Origin of the sequence: Tenacibaculum halocynthiae, assembly GCF_964512825.1 — a bacterium.
GTDB classification, from domain to species: Bacteria; Bacteroidota; Bacteroidia; order Flavobacteriales; family Flavobacteriaceae; genus Polaribacter; species Polaribacter halocynthiae.
In genome coordinates this window covers 73,315-95,669 of sequence record NZ_CAZELG010000036.1, presented here as the reverse complement: position 1 = coordinate 95,669, position 22,355 = coordinate 73,315, and the positions used below count along the sequence as shown (strand labels likewise).

The following is a 22,355-nucleotide window of genomic DNA, read 5'->3' as shown; positions in this document are numbered from 1 at the left end:
AACTAATCGTGTAATTATGAACACATTAAGTTACAAAACAGTATCAGCTAACAAAAACACTGTTAACAAAGAGTGGGTTTTGGTTGATGCGGACGGGCAAACGTTGGGTCGTCTAGCTTCTAAAGTAGCAAAACTAATTAGAGGTAAATACAAAACTAACTATACTCCTCACGTAGATTGTGGAGATAACGTAGTTATTATCAACGCAGAAAAAATTAACTTAACTGGTAAAAAGTGGACTGATAAATCTTATATCCGTCACACAGGTTATCCAGGGGGGCAAAGATCACTTACTGCTACAGAAATGTTCGAAAAAGATCCTACAAGACTTATCGAAAAAGCAGTAAAAGGAATGTTACCTAAAAACAAATTAGGTAGTGCATTATTCAGAAATTTATATGTATATGCAGGTACTGAGCACGGACAAAATGCTCAAAACCCTAAAGCTACTAACCTTAACGATCTTATATAATGGAAACTATACACAAAATAGGTAGAAGAAAAACAGCTGTTGCTCGTGTTTATGTTTCACAAGGAAGTGGAAACATTACAGTCAACAAAAAAGAATATAAAAACTACTTTACAACAGGTACTTTACAATATAAAGTACAACAACCTTTAATGTTAACTGACAATTTAGAGTCTTATGATATTAAAGTAAATGTTTATGGTGGTGGTGTTACTGGTCAAGCTGAAGCTATTCGTTTAGCTATCACTAGAGCTTTGGTTTCTATTAATGAAGATCATAGACTAGTATTAAAACCAGAAGGATTATTAACTCGTGACCCTAGAATGGTTGAACGTAAGAAATTCGGTCAGAAGAAAGCACGTAAGAAATTCCAGTTCTCTAAACGTTAATATTTTCATTGTTGCCTTCCAAAAAGGCTTTCAATGTTTATTTTCAAAAGAGACTGTTATTATATATCAATTTTTAACAGTTTAGTATCTAAATATTTCAGACTTAATAACTACTGAAATATTGCGAAAACAGAACGTAAACACATTTATTAAAATGGCAAACATTCAAGAATTATTAGAAAGTGGCGTACACTTTGGTCACTTAACAAGAAAATGGAACCCTAACATGGCTCCATATATTTATACAGAACGTAATGGTGTTCACATCATCGATTTGTATAAAACATCAGCTAAAATTGATGAAGCTTCTAAAGCTTTACAAAAAATAGCTAATTCAGGACGTAAAATCTTATTCGTTGCAACTAAAAAGCAAGCTAAAGATATCGTTGCTGAAAAAGCGAAAAATGTAAACATGCCTTACATTACTGAGCGTTGGCCAGGTGGTATGTTAACAAATTTTGTTACTATTAGAAAAGCTGTTAAAAAAATGGCTTCTATTGACAGAATGAAACAAGATGGATCTTTTGATGCTTTATCTAAAAGAGAAAAATTACAAATCAATCGTCAAAGAGCTAAATTAGAAAAGAATTTAGGTTCTATTTCTGATATGACTCGTTTACCTGGAGCTTTATTTGTAATTGATGTAAAGAAAGAGCACATTGCTATTGCTGAAGCGCAAAAATTAAACATTCCAATTTTTGCTATGGTAGATACAAACTCTGATCCAAGACCAGTTGATTTTGTTATACCTGCAAATGATGATGCTTCTAAATCTATTGATAAAGTATTATCTTATGTTACTGATTCAATTGCTGAAGGATTAGCTGACAGAAAAGCCGAAAAAGAAAAGGCTAAAACTGAAAAAGAGGTTAAAACTGAAGCACCAGCTGCTACAGAAAAACCAGCTACAACTGAAGAAACAAAATAATTTTAACTTAAAGGTTTCATTACATTGGAATCTTTAGGTTTTTATATCTTGTACAACAAAAATATTTACAACTAAAAATAACGATAGAAATGTCAGTAAAAATTAGCGCTGCAGACGTAAAGAAATTAAGAGAAACTACCGGAGCTGGAATGATGGATTGTAAAAATGCATTAGTAGAAGCTGAAGGTAATTTTGATAAAGCAATTGAAATTTTACGTAAAAAAGGACAAAAGATCGCTGCTAAAAGAGCAGATCGTGAATCTACTGAAGGTGTAGCTATTACTAAAATTAGCGATGACAACACATATGGAGTTGCTATTGTATTAGCATGTGAAACAGATTTCGTTTCTAAAAACGATTCATTTAAAGCTTTAGCATCTCAATTTGTAGATATCGCTTTTAACTACAATACTAAAGAAGAATTTTTAGCTGCTGATTTCGGTGGAGTTACTGTTGCTGAAAAACTGATTGAACAAACTGGTGTTATCGGTGAAAAAATCGATATTACATCTTTCGAAAAAATTGAAGCACCATATGTAGGAGCATATACTCACGTTGGTAAAATTGCTGCTATGGTAGGATTAACTTCTAGCGTAGATAATGCAGATGCTTTAACTAAAGATTTAGCTATGCAAGCTGCTTCTATGGGAGCTACAAGCTTATCGTATAAAGATTTTGACCCTGCATTTGTTACTGCTGAAACTGAAGCAAGAATTGCTGCTATTGTAAAAGATAATGAAGAATTAGTTCGTTTAGGTAAAACTCTTAAAAACGTTCCTCAATTCGTATCTAGGTTACAGTTAACTGATGAAGCTTTAGCCAAAGCTGAAGAAGCTGCTAAAGAGCAATTAAAAGCTGAAGGAAAACCAGAAAAAATTTGGGATAAAATTTTACCAGGAAAAATGGAAAGATTTATTTCTGATAACACAACTTTAGATCAAGAACAATGTTTATTAGATCAAAAGTTCATTAAAGATGAAAAGAAAACAGTAGCTGACTATGTTAAATCATACGGTGATGTTGATATTAAAAGTTTTGTTAGAGTTACTTTAGGGTAATTACCATAAAACATTTACATTATATAAAAGCCATTCTTTTTAAGAATGGTTTTTTTATGCTTCAAAAAAAATCATTAATTTTGCCCAACTTTCAATAAAATTATGCAATATAAAAGAATCCTTTTAAAATTAAGTGGTGAAGCTTTGATGGGTGAACGCCAATATGGGATAGATCCTAAAAGACTTAAAGAATACGCACAAGAAATAAAACAGGTTGTTGAAAAAGATATAGAGGTTGCAATTGTTATTGGTGGCGGAAATATTTTTAGGGGCGTTGCTGGTGCTAGTAATGGTATGGACAGAGTTCAGGGTGATCATATGGGAATGCTTGCTACTTGTATAAACGGTTTAGCGTTGCAAAGTGCTTTAGAAGATGAGGGTGTTCAAACTAGATTACAAACAGCAATCGAAATTAAAGAAATAGCTGAGCCTTACATTAAAAGAAGAGCTAATAGACATCTAGAAAAAGGACGTGTTGTTATATTTGGAGGTGGTACTGGAAATCCGTATTTTACAACAGATACAGCTGCTGTATTGAGAGCTATTGAAATTAATGCTGATGCAATACTAAAAGGTACTCGAGTAGATGGGATTTATAACTCCGATCCTGAAAAAAATAAAGATGCCATAAAATTTAATAATATTACCTTTAAAGATGTTATTGAGAAAGGCCTTAAGGTTATGGATATGACTGCTTTTACATTAAGTGAAGAAAACAAGCTTCCAATTATAGTTTTTGACATGAACACTAACGGAAACTTATTGAAGCTTATATCTGGAGAAAATATTGGAACAATAGTTGATAATCAATAAAATATAATAATCACCTCTAAATTAATAAAGAGGCATTAAAATACATACAAAATGAACGAAGAAATTGATTTTATTATAGATTCAGCCAAAGAAGGTATGAACAAAGCAATTGATCATTTAGTAAAAGAACTAAGAACAATTAGAGCAGGAAAAGCTTCTCCTGCTATGTTAGCAAATGTTCAAGTAGATTATTATGGTTCAGCTACACCTTTGGGTCAAGTAGCTAATGTTAATACACCTGATGCTCGTACCATTTCAATTCAACCATGGGAAAAAAACATGTTACAAGAAATTGAAAAAGCAATTATGAATGCTAACCTTGGTTTTAACCCAATGAATAATGGTGAAAACATTATTATTAATGTTCCTGCCTTAACAGAAGAACGTAGAAAAGATTTAGCAAAACAAGCTAAAGCTGAAGCAGAACATGCAAAAGTTGGAATTCGTAATGCTCGTAAAGAAGCAAATAACGACATAAAAAAAACTGATATTTCTGATGATATGAAAAAGATAGCTGAAGGAAATATTCAAGATTTGACTGATCAATTTACCAAAGACATTGATGATAAATTTACAGTAAAAGAAAAAGAAATTATGACTGTATAATTTCTTTTAAATAAGCTTTTTAAAGAGTGTTTTTTAAGACACTCTTTTTTTTATTTTTATTACACCCATTTAACTACCTTTGCTAAAATTTTTTTTGAATGACTTTTTGGACCAAGATCGCAGGTTTTATATTACGTAATCGTTACTTTGTTTTACTTTTTATTGCTGTTATTACTGGGCTTTTAGTCACTCAAATGAAATATATGCGCTTCTCTTACACTGAAGCTAATCTTCTACCTAGTGATCACGAAGCTAATCTTAAGTACAATAAATTTTTAGAAATTTTTGGAGAAGAGGGTAATCTTATTATTCTTGGTATAAAAGACAGTACCATTTTTTCTCCAGAAAAATTTAATGCTTGGAATAAACTAACGAAGTCTTTTGAGGAAATTTCACAAGTAGATTTCTCTGTTTCAATTTCTGATGTTAAACAATTAAAAGCAGACAGGAAAAACAGAAAGTTCGTAGTAGAACCTTTATTTAGTAAACCTCCATCTACTAAAGAAGAAATTGACAAAATAAAAATACAACTTTTCGAAAAACTACCATTTTACGAAAATTTATTATATAATGATAAAGGTGTTTTACAAACTGCTATTTATTTAAATAAAGATATAATAAATACTCCTGCAAGAGCAGATTTCATTACCGAAATACTTATTCCTAAAATAGAAAAATTTGAAGAATTACAAAAAATTGATGTCCGCATTTCTGGAATGCCATATATACGAACCTTAAATTCTTTAAATATTACTAAAGAAATGGGGATTTTTGTATTAGGAGCATTACTTATTACGGCCCTTATATTCTTTTTCTTTTTTCGTTCATTTAGAGCAACATTTATCACATTACTTGTAGTTGGAATTGGTGTTGTATGGGCTTTTGGTTTTATTGGTTGGTTTAGATATGAAATAACAGTTCTTTCTGCTCTTATTCCGCCTTTAATTATCGTAATTGGAGTTCCAAACGCAGTTTTCCTTATTAATAAATACCAACAAGAAGTAAAAAAACATGGAAATCAAGCTAAATCATTACAACGAGTAATATCAAAAATTGGTAATGCTACTTTAATGACAAACATTACTACTGCATCTGGTTTCGCTACATTTGTTTTTGTAAAAAGTCAGCTACTTCGTGAATTTGGTATTTTAGCTTCTGTTAACATTATAAGTATTTTTATTCTTGCACTATTAATTATACCTGTTATTTATAGCTTTATGCCACTTCCTGAGAAGAAACATTTAACTCATTTGGAAAGAAGATGGATAGAAGATGTTGTAAACTGGATGGAACATACTGTAAAAACTCAACGTATTACTATATACATTACAACTGTTGTTGTTATAATACTAAGTATGATCGGTTTATACCAAATACGAGTTTCAGGTAGTTTAATTGAAGACATGCCCAAAAGCAAACAATTTTATAAAGATATTAAGTTTTTTGAAAGTGAATTTGGTGGTATAATGCCTTTGGAAATTTTAGTAGACACTAAAAGAGAAAAAGGAGTAATGAAGCTTTCAACTTTAAAAAAGATTGAAAAGCTTAATGAAACAATAGAAACGTTTCCTGAGTTATCTAAACCTATTTCAATTACCAACCTTGTTAAATACTCGAAACAGGCTTATTATAAAGGAAATCCGAAATTTTACCAATTACCCACATCACAAGAAAAAAGCTATATTTTTTCTTACACAAAAAATTCAAGTAGTAATTCAGGAATGTTAAAAAACTTTGTTGATTCAACAGGTAGGTATGCTAGAATCACAACCTTTATGAAAGATATTGGTACCGATAAAATGGATATCATTCAAGATAGACTACATGCGGTTATCAAAAAACAATTTCCTGAAGAAAAATTCAATGTTTCTATGACAGGAAAAGCACTTGTATTTCTTAAAGGAACAAATTATTTAATCAAAAATTTAGTTATTTCATTATCATTAGCCATAGTTTTAATTTCAATTTTTATGGCTTGGATGTTTAGATCTCCACAAATGATATTAATTTCACTTATCCCAAACATGCTTCCCTTACTAATAACCGCAGGATTAATGGGGTTCTTTAATATTCCTATAAAACCTTCAACTATTTTAGTATTTAGCATTGCTTTTGGTATTTCCGTTGATGATACCATTCACTTTTTAGCAAAATATCGACAAGAACTCCTAGCAAATAACTGGAGAATAAAGCCTGCTGTATACTCAGCATTACGTGAAACTGGAGTAAGTATGTTTTATACTTCTATTGTATTATTTTTCGGTTTTTTAGTATTTACTATTTCAAGTTTTGGTGGTACTATAGCTTTAGGAGGCTTAGTTTCAGTAACTCTATTATTAGCAATGGTTTCAAACTTAGTACTGTTACCTTCTTTATTAATTTCATTTGAGAAGAAAATTGCAAACAAAAAAGTACTAAAAGAAACTAATTTTAAAATTTTACCTCCAAAAGAAGAGGATAAATAAACTGTTTTTAAGCACTCTATTTCTTATATTCAAAATATCATTGCTCATCTTATTGCAAAAAAGTATATTTGCTTGTTTTTATACAAGAATTTAAGAAATAATGAACAGAAGTAGCGTAAAAGAACTATTACAGTCGGATAAGTTTTTACATGAAGTACATGTAAAAGGATGGGTTAGAACCTTTAGAAGCAATCGTTTTATTGCTTTAAATGATGGTTCTACTATAAATAATATTCAATGTGTAGTAGATTTTGAAAATACTAATGAGGCTTTATTAAAAAGAATTACTACAAGTGCTGCCGTTAGTATAACTGGTACTCTTGTTGAAAGCCAGGGTAAAGGACAAAAGGTTGAAATTAATGTAACTAATTTAGAAATTCTTGGAGATTCTAATCCTGATGAATACCCTATTCAACCTAAAAAACATAGTTTAGAGTTTTTACGTGAAAATGCACATTTACGTGTTAGAACCAACACATTTAGTGCTGTAATGAGAGTACGTTCTAAGCTATCTTTTGCAGTACATAAATATTTCCAAGACAACGGATTTAATTATGTTAACACACCAATCATTACAGGATCAGATGCTGAAGGTGCTGGAGAAATGTTTAAAGTAACAAATTTCGAAGCAAATAAAGCTCCTTTAAATGAAGAAGGACAAATAGATTATAAACAAGATTTTTTTGGTAAAGAAACTAACTTAACTGTATCTGGTCAGTTAGAAGCAGAAACTTACGCCATGGCTTTAGGTAAAGTATATACTTTTGGTCCTACATTTAGAGCTGAAAACTCAAATACTACACGTCATTTAGCTGAATTTTGGATGATTGAACCTGAAGTTGCTTTTATGGATTTAGATGGTAATATGGATTTATCTGAAGATTTCATTAAATCTGTTTTAGGGTATGTTCTAGAACACTGTGAAGATGATTTAGCATTTTTAGACCAACGACTAACTCAAGAAGAAAAAAGTAAGCCACAAGCTCAACGAAGCGATATGAGTTTACTAGAAAAATTAAGATTTGTTGTTGATAATAATTTCAAAAGAGTAAGCTATACAGAAGCTATTGATATTTTGCGTAACTCTAAACCTAATAAGAAAAAGAAATTCCAATTCCCAATAAATGAATGGGGTGCCGATTTACAATCTGAACATGAGCGTTTTTTAGTTGAAAAACACTTTAAATGTCCAGTGATTTTATTTGATTATCCTGCTGACATTAAAGCTTTTTATATGCGCTTAAATGAAGATGGAAAAACTGTTAGAGCTATGGATGTTCTTTTCCCTGGTATTGGAGAAATAGTTGGTGGAGCTCAGCGTGAAGAACGTTTAGACGTATTAAAAGAAAAAATGGCTGCATTAAATATTGATGAAAAAGAATTATGGTGGTATTTAGATACTCGTAAATTTGGTACTGCTGTTCACTCTGGATTTGGTTTAGGTTTTGAGCGTTTAGTTTTATTCACTACCGGAATGAGTAATATTAGAGATGTAATTCCTTTTCCAAGGACGCCACAGAACGCAGAATTTTAAAAAAATCATAAAACTTATATAAAACAATCGTCATTCCTCAAAGAATGGCGATTTTATTTTGCCTGAATTCATATATTTGTATTTATGCTAAAACAAAGTTTACATCACAAATTACTTCAAAAACTATCTCCTCAGCAAATTCAGCTGATGAAACTAATCCAATTACCTACTCAGGCATTTGAAGAACGTTTAAAACAAGAGATAGAAGAAAACCCTGCGTTAGATACGGGCAAAGAAGAGGTTGAAAATTTTGAAGACACACTTGCCAATGATACTGATTATGATGATGCTGGTAATGAAAAAATAGATGCTCAAGATATAAACATAGATGAGTATTTAAGTGATGATGAATACCCTAGTTACAAAACTCAAGCAAATAATTACTCATCAGACGATGAAGACAAACAAGTTCCTTATGCAGCAGGAACAACATTTCACCAATCTTTGAAAAATCAACTCAATACATTTAGAATTGATGAAGAGGAAAAAGCTATTGCTGAGTTTTTAGTTGGTAGTATAGATGATAGTGGTTATATAAGAAGAGAAATTATAGATTTGGTTGATGATTTAGCATTTACCCAAAACGTTTTTACTACTGAAGAAAAAGTAAACCACGTATTAATTAATGTTGTTCAAAAATTAGATCCTATTGGTGTAGGTGCTTTAAACTTAAAAGATTGTTTAGTTATCCAATTAAAGTCAAAAACAGAGAAAGAAAATAGAGATTTAGCTATTAAAATACTTGAAGATGCTTTTGATCACTTTGTTAAAAAGCATTATAAAAAACTTCTTGAAAAGTTTGATATTACTGAAGAAAAACTAAAAGATGTTATTACTGAAATTGGTAAATTAAATCCTAAACCTGGTAGTTCGTATGCTGGTAATAATAAAATTGCTGAGCAAATTGTTCCTGATTTCACAATTAGAATTATTGAAGGTATTTTGGAACTTACACTAAACTCTCGTAATGCTCCTGAACTACATGTATCTCGTGAGTACAATAACATGTTAAAAGGATATAGTGATTCTAAAGAAAAAAGTAAGGAACAAAAAGATGCAGTAATGTTTATCAAACAAAAACTTGATGCTGCAAAATGGTTTATTGATGCAATTAAACAACGTCAACAAACACTTTTAATAACTATGAGTTCTATTATGCATTATCAGGAAGAATATTTTTTAACTGGTGATGAAAGGAAATTGAAACCTATGATTTTAAAAGATATTGCTGATGAAATTAACATGGATGTTTCAACGGTATCAAGGGTAGCAAATAGTAAATATGTTACAACTCCTTACGGAACAAAATTAATTAAGGAGTTCTTTTCCGAATCTATGAAAAATGATCAAGGAGAAGATGTTTCAACTCGTGAAATAAAGAAAATTTTGGAGACTGTTATTGCTGAAGAAGAAAAAAGAAAGCCTCTTACTGATGAGAAACTATCTAAACTTCTTAAAGAAAAAGGATATCCGATAGCAAGAAGAACAGTTGCTAAATATAGAGAACAATTAGACATTCCTGTTGCTCGTTTACGAAAAGAAATTTAATGCGCTGGCACAAATTTATATCAACAATTTTACATCCAATAGTAATGCCTACTATTGGAATTCTATTGTATTTTATTTTTTCTCCAATTAATTTGAGCAGCCAGCAACAGTTAACTATACTCAGCATTGTCTTTATTTCAACTTATATTGTTCCGCTACTATTATTAGTGTTTCTAAAGGCAATAGGATATATAAAATCGTACCAAGTATTTAGTATTAAAGAAAGAAAGGTTCCTTTATTTTTTATGATAGCATTACTTTTCTTTTTAGCCGAATTATTTCAAAAACTAAATATTGTTAAAGATTTAAGTTACCTTTTTTACGGTATAGTATTAGGATTAACCATTACCTATTTTTTATTTTTTACACGTTTGAAATCTAGTTTACACTTACTTTCTATGGGAGGAGCTGTAGGTTATTTTTTAATATTTCAAGTAATACATGGTATTAATATACTACCAATAATTATCATTTTTATTATTCTTTCTGGGCTTTTAGCAACATCAAGACTGTATTTAAAAGCACATACCCCAAAAGAGGTGTATACAGGCTTCTTTTTAGGTTTTACCTCTCAATTTATTGTATACTTTTTATTATAACAGATAAAAACTTAATCCTAATTTAAATATTTTGGTGTTAATAGGTATATTATTTATCATAGTATCTTTAAAAATAGGAGTTAAACCGTAATACGCATAAAAATTAAATGTACCATACCCAGCAGAAATGGTAAGTCCTGTTTGCCATTTATTAAAGGAATCAATATTACTAAAATTAACAGTGGTACCGTTAGTAACATAACTAAACTTATTATTTAAATTGTATGTTATTTTAACACCTACATAAATTCTCCAAAAAGAATATTTATTAACCTCTGAAGATCGTATCCTAAACTGCAAAGGCATTTCAATATTATGAATTCGTAATTTATTATTAGGAATTGACTCAAGAAAGTCTTTTGAACTAACTTGTGATACTTTAACACCGTGATTAAAAGAATCAAAGCCATAACCTAGACCGACACCAAAAGCTAACTTTCCATTAGTAACAATAGGAATATCTTTTATATAACCTCCTGAAATTCCATAAGAAAACTTACTTGAACTTACTTCTTTTGGTTGTTTATACAATACATTATAACTAAGATTAATATACAATTGATCCTCTAAATACTTGTCTCCAATATCTAATGAATCCTTTTGACTATAAAGGTTATTACAAAGTATAAAAAATAGTATTATAAATATTTTTTTCATTTACTTAGAAATTATATGATAATAAAACTCTCATTTAATAAAAATCGTATAAATATAAAGCTATTGTATAAAAAAAGTGCAATCAGAATTGATTGCACTTTTGTATAATTATAAATAATTTACATTATTTTCTTATAGCACTTCCTTTGTGAGTAGATAAACTTAATTTAAGAGCATTAACATCTCTTAACTTTTCACGAATATCAGCTAACGTACCTACGCTAGATTCTTTATCAGCTTTAATTGAAGTTGTCATAAAAGGAACTTCAGCTTCAGAAACTTTACTTCTTTCATTAATTATAAAAGAAGGTACATCAGCAGCTGTAGATATCTTATCATTTAATTGAATTTTATCAAATCCAGTTCCATATTTAGTATCTTTAGCTTTACCAACATAAATAGTACTTACTAAACTCTTACGCTCTAATTTTTTAACCTCTGAAGCACTAGGTAAACGTGGTGCTTCAATCAGCAAGCTAGTTTCTCTCATAGTAGTTGTTACCATGAAAAAGAATAATAACATAAAAACAATATCTGGTAAAGATGCCGTTGACAAAGCTGGTAAGCCTTTTTTCTTTTTTCTAAATTTAGACATAATTCTTGCTTTTAATTACTATTGAACACTTGTTGGATCAGTATCAGAAATAACTTGAGGATAACTATTCTTAATATCCTTAACTTTTTTCCTTAATGATTCATCTTTTCTTGCACTATCTTTAAATGCTTTTTCAAGTTCAGTAAAGCTCATACCATATTTTTCTTGTGATAATCGATTACGTAATTCTGAATAAGCAGCTAACAATTCATTTTGTACAGAAACATAAGTACCATATTCCGTACCTCTATCACTCTCTACAGAAATAATAGCTTTGTTAGGATGATCAGAAGATTCTGGATCTCTTTCCCCTTTACAATATGTACAAGGACCAGTTTTCACACCATTTTCTTCTTTACCTTCTCCTCCACCATTATCTATAAAAGCTATTGTAGCCTTTCTAAGATCTTTTAACTCCATAATCTCTCCTTCTACAAAAAGATCGTTATTACGGTTTATACTAATCTCAAAAATATTTTTCTCCTTAATAATAGGTGGTTTAAAATCTATTGGAGGTTTTTCAGCTAATTTCTTAGAAACACCTGAATCAACATCCATCGTAGTTGTTACAAGGAAAAAGATAAGTAGCAAGAAGGCAATATCTGCCATCGAACCTGCATTAATTTCTGGGTTTTCTCTTCTTGCCATAGTATATTATGCTTTAATTAATCCTTTCAATAAATCCCAAACAAAAAACACTCCACCTACAACTAATAATATGTAGCTGAATATTAATCCTGTTCCTGACCACTTAGAAGTATCACCTTGAGGTGCTAATAATTCATTACTAGTTCCTATAACAGCCGCATCAGAAGAAGAAAAATAAGACACAGCAAATAAAACTCCTAATACTACAAGTCCTAATAATGTCTTTTTTAATGCTTCTGGATTACGTAGCAAACTTAAGATTGATAAAACAACAGAAATTACAACTGCTGCAATTAACAAGGTTAAAGAATAATCTACGATTGTCGATGTTGCAGAGCTCAAACTTTCTGAAGCTTCCTCTGCCATACCTACCATTACAAATAATACGATTCCTATTATTGCAATGATAGCTATTAATATATTTAATACTTTTCCGTTCATAAGAAAAATTATTTTTTGTACTTAGCTAACAAATCGATTAAAGAAATAGAAGCGTCTTCCATGTTGTTTACAATATTATCTACTTTAGAAACAATATAATTGTAAAAAATCTGTAAGATAATTGCTACTACTAATCCAAATACAGTTGTTAAAAGTGCTTGTTTAATACCAACAGCTACTACTGCAGGAGAAATATCATTCGATACAGCAATTGAATCAAATGCAGTAATCATTCCAATTACAGTTCCCATAAATCCTAACATCGGTGCTAAAGCTATAAATAAAGATAACCAAGAAATATTTTTCTCTAATAATCCCATTTGTACTCCACCATATCCAACAACAGCTTTTTCAGCAGCGTCAATACCTTCATCAGCTCTTTCTAAACCTTGATAAAAGATAGAAGCAACTGGCCCTTTAGTATTTCTACATACTTCTTTAGCAGCTTCAACTCCACCTGAACTTAATGCTTCATCAACATTAGCAACTAACTTTTTAGTATTAGTTGTAGCCATGTTTAAATAAATAATTCTTTCAATTGCAATTGCTAAACCTAAAATTAAAGCTACCAATACAATTCCCATAAACCCAGGATCTCCTTCAATAAAACGTTGTTTTAATTCTTGACGAAAACCTTCACTTTTTTTAGCTGCTTCCTGAGCTTGAGTTGATTGAATAGCTCCTAAAAACATAAATCCTGCAATAGTTAGGATATTTACTACTTTCTTCATTTTGTTATAATTAATTTTAAATAGTTAACGAGTTAAAAATACAAATTTTACTGTAATTTTAATATAAAAAAACTAATAAGTGGCATATTTAGTTACACTTATCGTATTTTTTCATTTTTAGAGTGGCAAGTAACAAAAAAATGTTGGTTCTTAAAAAAAAATTAACGGTTTTATATATTAACATTACCACTTTAGTCTTTTCACAAGGTATTCAGGCATTTATAGCAACAAAAAACATACCATTTTTGCTTATTTGTTAATTTCTCCTCTAAGTGGTAACTCAAAATATTCTTTAAATTGGTCTTTTGTTAAGTTTTCACCTAATAAATACATCATTTTTGCTACTGCAGTTTCAGTAGTTATATCCTTCCCGTCAATAACCCCTATTCTCTTTAAATCTGAACTTGTTTCATAATGTCCCAAAATAACACTTCCTCCTTCACACTGAGTTACATTTACAATATAAATTCCATTATTTACAAATTCTTCTAATAAATTCAGGAACCATTTTTGAGTTGGAGCATTACCAGAACCATAGGTTTCTAAAACTATACCTTTTAAACCGTCAATATGCTTATAGCTTTCAACAACTTTTTTAGTTATACCTGGAAATAATTTCAAAATAGCAATGTTATTATCTAACTTTTTTCTAAAAATCAACTTTTCTTCTTTATTCTTAGATCTTAATAAAATTGGATAATTAAAATTTAAGTGCACTCCACTTTCAACTAACGGAGGGTAATTCATAGAAGCAAATGCTTCAAATTGTTCTGCACTAATTTTTGTTGTTCTATTAGCTCTGTATAGTTTATACTCAAAATACAGCCCTACTTCTTGAATTACTGGTTCATTATTTTCTAATGTTGACGCAATTTGTATAGAAGTTATTAAATTCTCTTTAGCATCTGTTCTTAAATCTCCAATTGGCAACTGTGAACCAGTAAAAATCACAGGCTTCTGCAGGTTTTCTAACATAAAACTAATAGCTGAAGATGTATAAGACATAGTATCCGAGCCAGTTAAAACTACAAAACCATCAAATATCGAGTAATTATCTGCTATTATTTCAGCTATACTTACGTAATAATTTACGTTCATATTAGATGAATCTATAGGTTCATCAAACGATATAGTTTTTATATCACAATGTAACTGTTGTAATTCTGGTATCTTATTTGATATTTGACTAAAATCAAATGCTCTTAACGCTCCTGTTTTATAATCTTTAACCATACCAATGGTTCCACCTGTATAAACAATAAGTATTTTTGGTTTTTTTGTCATTTTGACATTTTATTATTAGTTATTATATTATGGAATAATTTATGCGGTAAATTTATTAACTTAAAAAGAATTAAATTACAAAAAACTTAAAATTATGGGTTTAGAATATTATATAATTATTGGAGTTATGGCTCTAGTAAGCTCGTTAATTAGCAATACGTTAAAACAAAAGTTTAAAAAATACTCAAAAGTTAGCTTGCGCAACGGAATGAGTGGTGCTGAAATTGCTCAAAAAATGTTGAATGATCATGGTGTTTTTGATGTTCAAGTTATATCAACTCCAGGAATGTTAACTGATCATTACAACCCTAAAAACAAAACAGTTAATTTAAGTGAAGGTGTATACAATCAACGTAACGCCGCTGCGGCCGCTGTTGCAGCTCACGAAGTAGGACACGCTGTACAACATGCAAAAGCATATAAATGGCTAGAAATGCGTTCAAATTTAGTACCAATGGTAACTGTATCTTCAAGATTCTCTCAATATTTAATCATGGGAGGATTAGTTTTGGGTGCTGCTTCAAGTTTAGGGTATTGGGTTTTAGCTGGTGGAGTTGTATTAATGGGAATGAGTACTTTATTTAGTTTTATTACCCTGCCTGTTGAGTATGATGCAAGTAATAGAGCTTTAGCTTGGTTAAAAGCCAAAAATATAGTCACTAGAGAAGAATTCGCTGGATCAAAAGATGCTTTAAAATGGGCGGCAAGAACTTATCTTGTAGCTGCCTTAGGCTCTTTAGCTATGCTTGCTTATTGGGCAATGAAATTAATGGCTGCTAGTAGAGACTAATAATTAACTTTTAAATTTTGTAAAAAACTTCGGGAATGCCGAAGTTTTTTTGCTTTAAGGCAACTATTTATAAAATTCATGTGTCTTTATTTTCATAGAATATGAATATCTGTTCATCGGAAAAATAACCTAATTCATCAGATTTCTATTTCAATACTTTAATTAACAACGCACTTTTGAAGTGTAAAAATGAAAAAAAGATTAACATGAAACTTTTAACTACTACTCTTTTATTATTCTTTATAATAACAACAACTTTTTCTCAACATAGCATTAGCGGTAAGGTAATTGATCAAAACAACACAACTGTTCCATTTGCTAACGTAATTTTAAAAGAAAAAAAAGGAAACAAAACTCCAAAAGGAACTGTTACTGATGAAAATGGTAACTATAAATTTGAAAACATCTCTTCTAATACTTATCAAATTGAAATTTCTGTTTTAGGTTTCAAAATAGAGAAATCTAAAGAGTTTAAACTTGACAGCAATAAAACTTTAAACTTCACTTTAAAAGAAGAAAGTCAAACATTAAATGAAGTAGTTATTAAATCTAAAAGACCAGTTATAAAACAAACTGCGGAAAAATTAATTGTAGATTTAGAAAAAACTGAAATGGTTAATTCTAGCTTACAGGATGTAATGCGAAAAGTTCCTGGAGTTTTAGTAACTAATAGTGGAATTACCATAGCTGGGAAAAGCGGCGTACGAATTCTTATTAATGGAAAAACAACTGAATACATGGATGTTGACACTTTATTACGTGATTTTCCTGCTGATAATATTTCTAAAGTAGAGGTCGTAGAACAACCCGGTGCCGAATACGATGCTTCTGGGTCAGGAGCTATTATAAATATTATTCTAAAGAAAAACGTTAGTTTAGGAACTCATGGTAGTGTAATGGGATGGATTGGTGAAGATGAAGGTTTTGAATATGGAACTAGAGCCTCGATAGCTAGTTATAAAAACAAACTAAACTGGCAAACTAGTATTAGTCATTCACAACCAACATGGAGAGATGATTTATTTTTAGTAAGAACCGTTGGAAATGAAACTTATGATCAAGCAACCAAAGAACCGTATAACCCTAATAGATTTACAGTTAGCGGTAGCTTAGATTATTATATTAATGATAAAAACTCTATAGGTATTGGTGGGCGATGGAATAACAGAAAATCAGACAGGATTGCCTCAAGTAAAACTATTATATCTAGAACTAATACCACTGATATATTATTTTCAGAAAATAGTTTTGATAGAGATAGAGTTGACTTTAACATCAACCCATATTACGAGTACAAATCAGACACAGACAAACTTTTAATCGATTTTAACTATATTGATTATAAAAACGATAATACAAACACGTTATCAGATGTTCCAGGAAGCACAATTCCTTTTCAAGACCGTAGGTATCTTCAAGATGGTAAATACACTATTAAAACGTATAGAATTGACTATAACAAAACCTTCTCTGATAACTTTAAATTAAGTATCGGTAGTAAATACGCTATGGTAAATACTGATAGTGATTTAAAATCATTTTTAGAAAACAACACTGGAACATTTGACTTTGATCAAACAAATAGTAGCCAATTTTTAGTTAATGAAAATATTTTCGCCATATATTCAAAAATTAATGCCAACTACGGAAAATGGTCTTTTTCTGGTGGCTTACGTTTTGAAGATAGTAACACTGATGGTACTTCAGTTTTTTTAAAAAATGGCCAAATGGTTACAGAATTAAAGAAAAGACCTATAAGTAAATTATTCCCTAGCGCTTCAATTAGTAGAAAAATTACTGAAGAAATAGGAAGTAGTTTATCTTATAGTTATAGAATTAGAAGACCTTCTTATAATAGTTTAAATTCATTCGCTACTTACCTAGACCCCTTTTCAGCTGGTGAAGGAAATCCAGCCTTAAAACCTGCCTTTACTAATAACTACCAATTTAATTTAACTTACAAAGGGCAACCTTTCTTTACAGTTGGTTACAGTAAAACCAATGATGTTATTTTTGATTTAATTAAACAAGATAATAGCAACGCACAGATTAGACAACAAGCAGTAAATGTTGAAAACTTCACCAATTGGAACTTTAGATTATTCGGTCCATTAAACTTTATTAAAGGAGTTGAAGGTTATACTGGTTTTATAGTTAACAAAAATAGCTACAACTCAATAATACATGGAGTAGATTTATCAAAGTGGAATTTGTTTTGGTTTATTCAAGCTAGCTACAAACTACCTTGGGATGTTAACTTTGAAATGAGTGGTAATTACGGAACTGGAGCTTTACAAGGACAAATTGATGTTGATTGGCTTGCTGGTTTAGATTTTTCACTTGGAAAAAAATTTTTAGATGATAAATTAAAAGTTAACCTAGGCTTTAATAAAATGTTAAACCGTGGTTTTAACGGAACAATTGATTACGGAAACGGAACTGCCAAAGTAGAAAGTAATGGTTCACGTCAGAACATTCAACTACGATTAACCTATAGTTTTGGATCTAAATTTGGAAAGAAAAAATCAAAGCGTAACTCTTCTAGAGATGAAGAAAACAGGATTCAAGATAATAATTAATACTTTCGTACAAAATGAACTTTAAACCTTTTTTTATTGCCGGATTACTTTTTGAAGCTATTGGTCAACTATTATTAGCTCAAGGTAATGAATTTGTATATGCCTTAAAACCTATAGACTTCGCTCATTGGTCATTATTCCTTGGGGTTACTTTATTAATACCTCAACTAGGGCAATTTCCTAAAAAAACATATAGTTACCTAGGAATTCCTGTTATTATTATTGGAATAGTTTCTATCATAGGAATGTGTGTATTGGATTTTATTTGGTGGAGCCAACCTACTCAAGAAATACGGAATGAATTCGCAGGGCATATTTCTAAATTTCCATCAATATGGAAACCATTTATAACCACTGGCCCTAACTTTTTAAATATTGGTTTATTACTTTTAGCTTTAAATTATTTAAAACAAAATAAACTAGGTGTAATACTTGTAGTAGTTGCAACTCTAATTGCATTTTTTGGTAGATTTATACCTTCAAGGTTAATCTATGTATATGTAATTACTGCTATTGGATATGCTATAATATTTTACAAAAACAAATCGATTAATGAATACCAAACTCAATAAATCAGATTTTATTCTTCTTAGTATATATTTCATTGTTTCATTTATTATGCAAGCAAGAGATTACTATTTAAGAGAAGCATTACTTCGAGAGTACCTTATTGATTTTCCTATAGAGATTTTCATGATTAGCTCTATTGTTTTCTTATATATTTTTTGGCTAATACCTAAGCTAATGATTAATAAACAATACTTCTTATTCACTTTATTTGGAGTTTTTATTCTTGTTTTTTTTTCAGGAATAGATTATATTATAGGGTATTGGTCTGGGAATAATGATTGGTCAAAATTCCCTAAGCCTGTCGATTTCTTTTTTAAGATGATAGATCGCGCAACATACTCTACAGCTTTTCCTTTTGCTCTTTTATTAACCAAAAAATTCTACGAAGGGCAAAGTCAAATATTAAAAATAGAAAAACAACAAAAAGAAAATGAGCTAAAGCTATTACGCTCACAAATAGACCCACATTTTCTGTTTAACAACTTAAACACATTAGATTCATTAATAGATTCTGACTCAGAAAAAGCAAAAGAATATATTAATCGCTTATCGTTAATCTATCGATATCTTATCCAAACAAAAGATGCAGAAGTTATGGAATTACGAAGTGAGATTCAATTTGCAGAAAACTATATTTTTTTAATTGAAACTCGCTTTGGTAACGACTATAAGTTTACTATTGAAAAAGAAGGCGATATTACAGATAAATTTATACCAACTGGAGCATTACAAGCACTATTAGAAAATGTAGTAAAGCATAATAAAGCTAGCAATAAAGTTATAAAAACTCAAATTAAAGTAACAAATGACTGGCTTACTGTTAATAACACAAAATCTAACACCTTAAACAAAGAAAGTTTAGGAACTGGATTACAAAATTTACAGACTCGTTATGAGTTGTTATCTGACAAAAAAGTAGATATCAAAAATGCCAATAGTCGTTTTGTTATATCTATTCCAATAATCAAATTGAGTGAAGAAAACTAACAACATGTTTTAAAATGAAAATACTAATTCTAGAAGACGAAATACCTGCATATCAAAAATTAGTAAATTACCTGAATGATACTTTTGAAGAAGAATTTGTTCATGATTTAGCACGTTCTAACTCAGAAGGAAAAAAATTACTAACTCAAAACAAGTATGATTTTATTTTATCCGACATCCAATTATTAGACGGAATATCCTTTGATTTATTTGATGAAGTAACTATAAAATGCCCTATTATTTTTTGTTCTGCACATGACGAATACTTATTCAAAGCTTTCAATACCAATGGAATTGCTTACATATTAAAGCCTTTTTCAAAATCTGATTTTAAAAAAGCAATAGAAAAATATCAAGCTTTATTCAACAAAGGAAGTTATAACAAACTTAACACTAACACAATATCAAACCTTAAATCTGCATTAAAAGAAGAGAACACTTCCTATAAAAAACGATTTGTTATTAAAAAAGCTAAAGGAATACAACTTTTAAACGTTACTAATGTAAGTTTAATAGAAGCCTCTGGTGACTTCTGTATAGCTACAGATAATATAGGAAAACGACATACAATATCTCAAAGCTTAGGTTCAATATTTCAACAATTAAACCCTAATAAGTTTTTCAAAATAAATAGAAGTCAAATTATTAGTATTGATTTTATAGAGAATATTGAAAATCATTTTAAAAACAGACTACTAATATCATACACTGGAGGAAAAGAAAAAGCAATGACAAGCTCATCTACAACCTCTGATTTTAGAAAATGGCTTGAGAAGTAAAAATCACTGCATAAAAAAGAAAATCTCAAAAACAAATGTTAGTGTTTTTGAGATTTTTAAACTAAATTATTTTTTAATCATTCAGTTTTAAGACAGCCATAAATGCTTCTTGTGGAATTTCTACGTTACCAACTTGACGCATTCTTTTCTTTCCTTTTTTCTGTTTCTCTAATAATTTACGTTTTCTAGAAATATCACCTCCATAACATTTCGCTGTTACATCTTTACGTAAAGCTTTTGTAGTTTCTCTTGCTATAACTTTTGCACCAATGGCAGCTTGAATAGGAATATCAAATTGTTGTCTTGGAATTAATGTTTTTAATTTCTCTACAATTTTCTTACCTATTGTGTAAGCATTATCTGCATGTAATAAAGCAGAAAGTGCATCTACTGGCTGAGCATTCAATAAAATATCTACACGAACCAATTTAGAAGACCTCATTCCTATTGGTGAATAATCAAAAGAAGCGTAACCTTTCGATACTGTTTTTAATCGATCATAAAAATCAAAAACAATTTCAGCTAAAGGCATGTCAAAAGTTAACTCAACTCTTTCTGTTGTTAAATATGTTTGATTAACTATTTCTCCTCTCTTTTCTATACATAAACTCATTACCTGACCTACAAAATCAGATTTTGTAATTATAGTTGCTTTAATAAAAGGCTCCTCTACTCTATCCAATCTTGACGGATCTGGTAAGTCAGTTGGATTATTCAATAATACAATTTCATCAGGATTTTTCTTTGTATATGCATGGTAAGAAACGTTAGGAACTGTAGTGATAACTGTCATATTGAACTCGCGTTCTAAACGTTCTTGAATTATTTCCATATGTAACATTCCTAAGAACCCACATCTAAAACCAAATCCTAATGCTGCTGAACTTTCTGGTTGAAATACTAACGAAGCATCATTTAGTTGTAATTTCTCCATTGAATTACGTAATTCTTCATAATCCTCAGTATCAACTGGATAAATACCAGCAAAAACCATTGGTTTTACATCCTCAAAACCATCTATAATATCTGTAGTTGGGTTTTCAAAATCTGTAATAGTATCTCCTACTTTAACTTCTTTTGCTGCTTTAATTCCTGTTATTAAATACCCAACATCTCCAGTATTAACTTCTTTTTTAACAACTTGTTCTAGTTTAAGAGTACCTACTTCATCAGCAGTATACTGTTTTCCTGTAGCTACAAACTTTATTTGCTGATTTTTTTTGATTGAACCATCAATAACTCTAAAATAAGTTTCAATACCTCTATAGGAATTATAAACACTATCGAAAATCAATGCCTTTAAAGGCGCATCAGGATTTCCTTCAGGTGCAGGAATTTTATCTATTATTGCTGATAAAATATTGTCTACACCAAAACCAGTTTTACCACTTGCATGAATTACATCTTCCGGATCACATCCTAATAAATCAACAATATCATCAGTTACCTCTTCTGGGTTTGCACTAGGTAAATCTACCTTATTAAGTACCGGTATAATTTCTAAATCATTTTCTAATGCTAAATATAAATTAGAAATTGTTTGAGCTTGAATACTTTGAGCAGCATCCACTATTAATAAAGCTCCTTCACATGCTGCAATAGAACGAGATACCTCATATGAGAAATCCACGTGCCCAGGAGTATCAATTAAATTTAAAACATAAGGCTCTCCATTATGAATATAATCCATTTGAATAGCATGTGATTTAATAGTTATACCACGCTCACGCTCTAAATCCATATTATCTAATAATTGATCTTGCTTTTCACGTTCAGTAACTGCTCCTGTATAATCTAACAATCTATCTGCTAATGTACTTTTCCCGTGATCTATGTGTGCAATGATGCAAAAATTTCTAATGTTTTTCATGTATCTAAATCTATA

General features: G+C 30.0%; 22 protein-coding genes. 15 read left to right on the top strand and 7 right to left on the bottom strand.

The features are described from left to right. Positions 1-16: 16 nt before the first annotated feature. The 10 genes from rplM (at position 17) to ACKTTQ_RS14070 (ending at position 10,409) form a co-directional block, all read left to right on the top strand. The gene (gene rplM, locus ACKTTQ_RS14115; RefSeq protein ID WP_093870151.1) at positions 17-472 is read left to right on the top strand and encodes a 50S ribosomal protein L13; all 456 of its coding nucleotides are present in this window, start codon (positions 17-19) and stop codon (positions 470-472) included. Then, positions 472-858, top strand: coding sequence for a 30S ribosomal protein S9 (rpsI, locus tag ACKTTQ_RS14110; RefSeq protein WP_093870150.1), 387 nt, complete (start codon positions 472-474; stop codon positions 856-858). Before rplM ends, rpsI begins: the two co-directional genes overlap by 1 nt. A gap of 154 nt (positions 859-1,012) precedes the next feature. Beyond that, complete coding sequence (rpsB, locus tag ACKTTQ_RS14105) at positions 1,013-1,786, top strand: 30S ribosomal protein S2 (RefSeq protein ID WP_113787560.1); 774 nt, start codon at positions 1,013-1,015, stop codon at positions 1,784-1,786. A gap of 89 nt (positions 1,787-1,875) precedes the next feature. Next, a complete protein-coding gene (gene tsf / locus ACKTTQ_RS14100) occupies positions 1,876-2,844 on the top strand; it encodes a translation elongation factor Ts (RefSeq protein WP_093870148.1) in 969 nt (322 codons plus the stop codon). A gap of 102 nt (positions 2,845-2,946) precedes the next feature. Next, positions 2,947-3,657 carry a UMP kinase gene (gene pyrH, locus ACKTTQ_RS14095; RefSeq protein ID WP_113787561.1) on the top strand — a complete coding sequence of 237 codons (711 nt, stop codon included), beginning with the start codon at positions 2,947-2,949 and terminating at the stop codon, positions 3,655-3,657. A gap of 51 nt (positions 3,658-3,708) precedes the next feature. Further along, positions 3,709-4,263: a ribosome recycling factor gene (gene frr, locus ACKTTQ_RS14090; protein WP_093870147.1), complete on the top strand. Its 555-nt coding sequence runs from the start codon at positions 3,709-3,711 to the stop codon at positions 4,261-4,263. Positions 4,264-4,361: 98 nt separating this feature from the next. After that, positions 4,362-6,728, top strand: a complete 2,367-nt coding sequence (locus ACKTTQ_RS14085; protein ID WP_093870146.1) for an efflux RND transporter permease subunit — start codon at positions 4,362-4,364, stop codon at positions 6,726-6,728. Between the two features lie 100 nt (positions 6,729-6,828). Next, on the top strand, positions 6,829-8,262 hold the full coding sequence (asnS, locus tag ACKTTQ_RS14080; RefSeq protein WP_299135448.1) for an asparagine--tRNA ligase: 1,434 nt from the start codon (positions 6,829-6,831) through the stop codon (positions 8,260-8,262). An 84-nt stretch (positions 8,263-8,346) separates the two neighbouring features. Next, entirely contained in the window at positions 8,347-9,810 is a 1,464-nt protein-coding gene (gene rpoN / locus ACKTTQ_RS14075) for an RNA polymerase factor sigma-54 (RefSeq protein WP_408049563.1), read from the top strand. Then, positions 9,810-10,409 (top strand): hypothetical protein, encoded by a 600-nt coding sequence (locus tag ACKTTQ_RS14070; RefSeq protein ID WP_408049562.1) that lies wholly within the window; start codon positions 9,810-9,812, stop codon positions 10,407-10,409. The genes rpoN and ACKTTQ_RS14070 overlap by 1 nt, the downstream gene beginning before the upstream one ends. Here ACKTTQ_RS14070 and ACKTTQ_RS14065 read toward each other — a convergent pair. The 6 genes from ACKTTQ_RS14065 to ACKTTQ_RS14040 all read right to left on the bottom strand — a co-directional run bounded on the left by ACKTTQ_RS14065 (position 10,404) and on the right by ACKTTQ_RS14040 (position 14,765). Further along, a complete protein-coding gene (locus tag ACKTTQ_RS14065; RefSeq protein ID WP_408049561.1) occupies positions 10,404-11,066 on the bottom strand; it encodes a porin family protein in 663 nt (220 codons plus the stop codon). The genes ACKTTQ_RS14070 and ACKTTQ_RS14065 overlap by 6 nt on opposite strands. A 124-nt stretch (positions 11,067-11,190) precedes the next feature. Then, positions 11,191-11,661, bottom strand: a complete 471-nt coding sequence (locus ACKTTQ_RS14060) for an ExbD/TolR family protein (protein WP_093870141.1) — start codon at positions 11,659-11,661, stop codon at positions 11,191-11,193. Between the two features lie 18 nt (positions 11,662-11,679). Continuing rightward, positions 11,680-12,309 (bottom strand): ExbD/TolR family protein, encoded by a 630-nt coding sequence (locus ACKTTQ_RS14055; RefSeq protein ID WP_093870140.1) that lies wholly within the window; start codon positions 12,307-12,309, stop codon positions 11,680-11,682. Positions 12,310-12,315: 6 nt separating this feature from the next. Then, positions 12,316-12,750, bottom strand: coding sequence for a hypothetical protein (locus tag ACKTTQ_RS14050; RefSeq protein ID WP_093870139.1), 435 nt, complete (start codon positions 12,748-12,750; stop codon positions 12,316-12,318). Positions 12,751-12,758: 8 nt separating this feature from the next. After that, positions 12,759-13,481: a MotA/TolQ/ExbB proton channel family protein gene (locus tag ACKTTQ_RS14045; protein WP_093870138.1), complete on the bottom strand. Its 723-nt coding sequence runs from the start codon at positions 13,479-13,481 to the stop codon at positions 12,759-12,761. A gap of 249 nt (positions 13,482-13,730) precedes the next feature. Then, the gene (locus tag ACKTTQ_RS14040) at positions 13,731-14,765 is read right to left on the bottom strand and encodes an asparaginase (protein WP_093870137.1); all 1,035 of its coding nucleotides are present in this window, start codon (positions 14,763-14,765) and stop codon (positions 13,731-13,733) included. A gap of 94 nt (positions 14,766-14,859) precedes the next feature. Between ACKTTQ_RS14040 and ACKTTQ_RS14035 the strand changes: the two genes are divergently transcribed. From ACKTTQ_RS14035 to ACKTTQ_RS14015, 5 genes are all read left to right on the top strand, one after another. Beyond that, on the top strand, positions 14,860-15,555 hold the full coding sequence (locus tag ACKTTQ_RS14035) for a zinc metallopeptidase (RefSeq protein WP_093870136.1): 696 nt from the start codon (positions 14,860-14,862) through the stop codon (positions 15,553-15,555). Between the two features lie 206 nt (positions 15,556-15,761). Further along, positions 15,762-18,134: an outer membrane beta-barrel protein gene (locus ACKTTQ_RS14030; protein ID WP_093870135.1), complete on the top strand. Its 2,373-nt coding sequence runs from the start codon at positions 15,762-15,764 to the stop codon at positions 18,132-18,134. Between the two features lie 14 nt (positions 18,135-18,148). Continuing rightward, positions 18,149-18,706, top strand: coding sequence for a hypothetical protein (locus tag ACKTTQ_RS14025; RefSeq protein ID WP_093870134.1), 558 nt, complete (start codon positions 18,149-18,151; stop codon positions 18,704-18,706). Beyond that, a complete protein-coding gene (locus ACKTTQ_RS14020; RefSeq protein WP_113787568.1) occupies positions 18,687-19,691 on the top strand; it encodes a sensor histidine kinase in 1,005 nt (334 codons plus the stop codon). The genes ACKTTQ_RS14025 and ACKTTQ_RS14020 overlap by 20 nt, the downstream gene beginning before the upstream one ends. Positions 19,692-19,705: 14 nt before the next feature. Further along, positions 19,706-20,470, top strand: a complete 765-nt coding sequence (locus tag ACKTTQ_RS14015; RefSeq protein WP_408049560.1) for a LytR/AlgR family response regulator transcription factor — start codon at positions 19,706-19,708, stop codon at positions 20,468-20,470. A gap of 73 nt (positions 20,471-20,543) precedes the next feature. Here ACKTTQ_RS14015 and lepA read toward each other — a convergent pair whose 3' ends face one another. Continuing rightward, positions 20,544-22,340, bottom strand: coding sequence for a translation elongation factor 4 (gene lepA, locus ACKTTQ_RS14010; protein WP_093870131.1), 1,797 nt, complete (start codon positions 22,338-22,340; stop codon positions 20,544-20,546). Positions 22,341-22,355: the final 15 nt, after the last annotated feature.

Excerpts from the sequence above, each read along its gene's own strand:
- rplM (WP_093870151.1), top strand. The coding sequence starts at position 17 with ATGAACACATTAAGTTACAAAACAGTATCAGCTAACAAAAACACTGTT.
- rpsI (WP_093870150.1), top strand. The coding sequence starts at position 472 with ATGGAAACTATACACAAAATAGGTAGAAGAAAAACAGCTGTTGCTCGT.
- rpsB (WP_113787560.1), top strand. The coding sequence starts at position 1,013 with ATGGCAAACATTCAAGAATTATTAGAAAGTGGCGTACACTTTGGTCAC.
- tsf (WP_093870148.1), top strand. The coding sequence starts at position 1,876 with ATGTCAGTAAAAATTAGCGCTGCAGACGTAAAGAAATTAAGAGAAACT.
- pyrH (WP_113787561.1), top strand. The coding sequence starts at position 2,947 with ATGCAATATAAAAGAATCCTTTTAAAATTAAGTGGTGAAGCTTTGATG.
- frr (WP_093870147.1), top strand. The coding sequence starts at position 3,709 with ATGAACGAAGAAATTGATTTTATTATAGATTCAGCCAAAGAAGGTATG.
- ACKTTQ_RS14085 (WP_093870146.1), top strand. The coding sequence starts at position 4,362 with ATGACTTTTTGGACCAAGATCGCAGGTTTTATATTACGTAATCGTTAC.
- asnS (WP_299135448.1), top strand. The coding sequence starts at position 6,829 with ATGAACAGAAGTAGCGTAAAAGAACTATTACAGTCGGATAAGTTTTTA.
- rpoN (WP_408049563.1), top strand. The coding sequence starts at position 8,347 with ATGCTAAAACAAAGTTTACATCACAAATTACTTCAAAAACTATCTCCT.
- ACKTTQ_RS14070 (WP_408049562.1), top strand. The coding sequence starts at position 9,810 with ATGCGCTGGCACAAATTTATATCAACAATTTTACATCCAATAGTAATG.
- ACKTTQ_RS14065 (WP_408049561.1), bottom strand. The coding sequence starts at position 11,066 with ATGAAAAAAATATTTATAATACTATTTTTTATACTTTGTAATAACCTT.
- ACKTTQ_RS14060 (WP_093870141.1), bottom strand. The coding sequence starts at position 11,661 with ATGTCTAAATTTAGAAAAAAGAAAAAAGGCTTACCAGCTTTGTCAACG.
- ACKTTQ_RS14055 (WP_093870140.1), bottom strand. The coding sequence starts at position 12,309 with ATGGCAAGAAGAGAAAACCCAGAAATTAATGCAGGTTCGATGGCAGAT.
- ACKTTQ_RS14050 (WP_093870139.1), bottom strand. The coding sequence starts at position 12,750 with ATGAACGGAAAAGTATTAAATATATTAATAGCTATCATTGCAATAATA.
- ACKTTQ_RS14045 (WP_093870138.1), bottom strand. The coding sequence starts at position 13,481 with ATGAAGAAAGTAGTAAATATCCTAACTATTGCAGGATTTATGTTTTTA.
- ACKTTQ_RS14040 (WP_093870137.1), bottom strand. The coding sequence starts at position 14,765 with ATGACAAAAAAACCAAAAATACTTATTGTTTATACAGGTGGAACCATT.
- ACKTTQ_RS14035 (WP_093870136.1), top strand. The coding sequence starts at position 14,860 with ATGGGTTTAGAATATTATATAATTATTGGAGTTATGGCTCTAGTAAGC.
- ACKTTQ_RS14030 (WP_093870135.1), top strand. The coding sequence starts at position 15,762 with ATGAAACTTTTAACTACTACTCTTTTATTATTCTTTATAATAACAACA.
- ACKTTQ_RS14025 (WP_093870134.1), top strand. The coding sequence starts at position 18,149 with ATGAACTTTAAACCTTTTTTTATTGCCGGATTACTTTTTGAAGCTATT.
- ACKTTQ_RS14020 (WP_113787568.1), top strand. The coding sequence starts at position 18,687 with ATGAATACCAAACTCAATAAATCAGATTTTATTCTTCTTAGTATATAT.
- ACKTTQ_RS14015 (WP_408049560.1), top strand. The coding sequence starts at position 19,706 with ATGAAAATACTAATTCTAGAAGACGAAATACCTGCATATCAAAAATTA.
- lepA (WP_093870131.1), bottom strand. The coding sequence starts at position 22,340 with ATGAAAAACATTAGAAATTTTTGCATCATTGCACACATAGATCACGGG.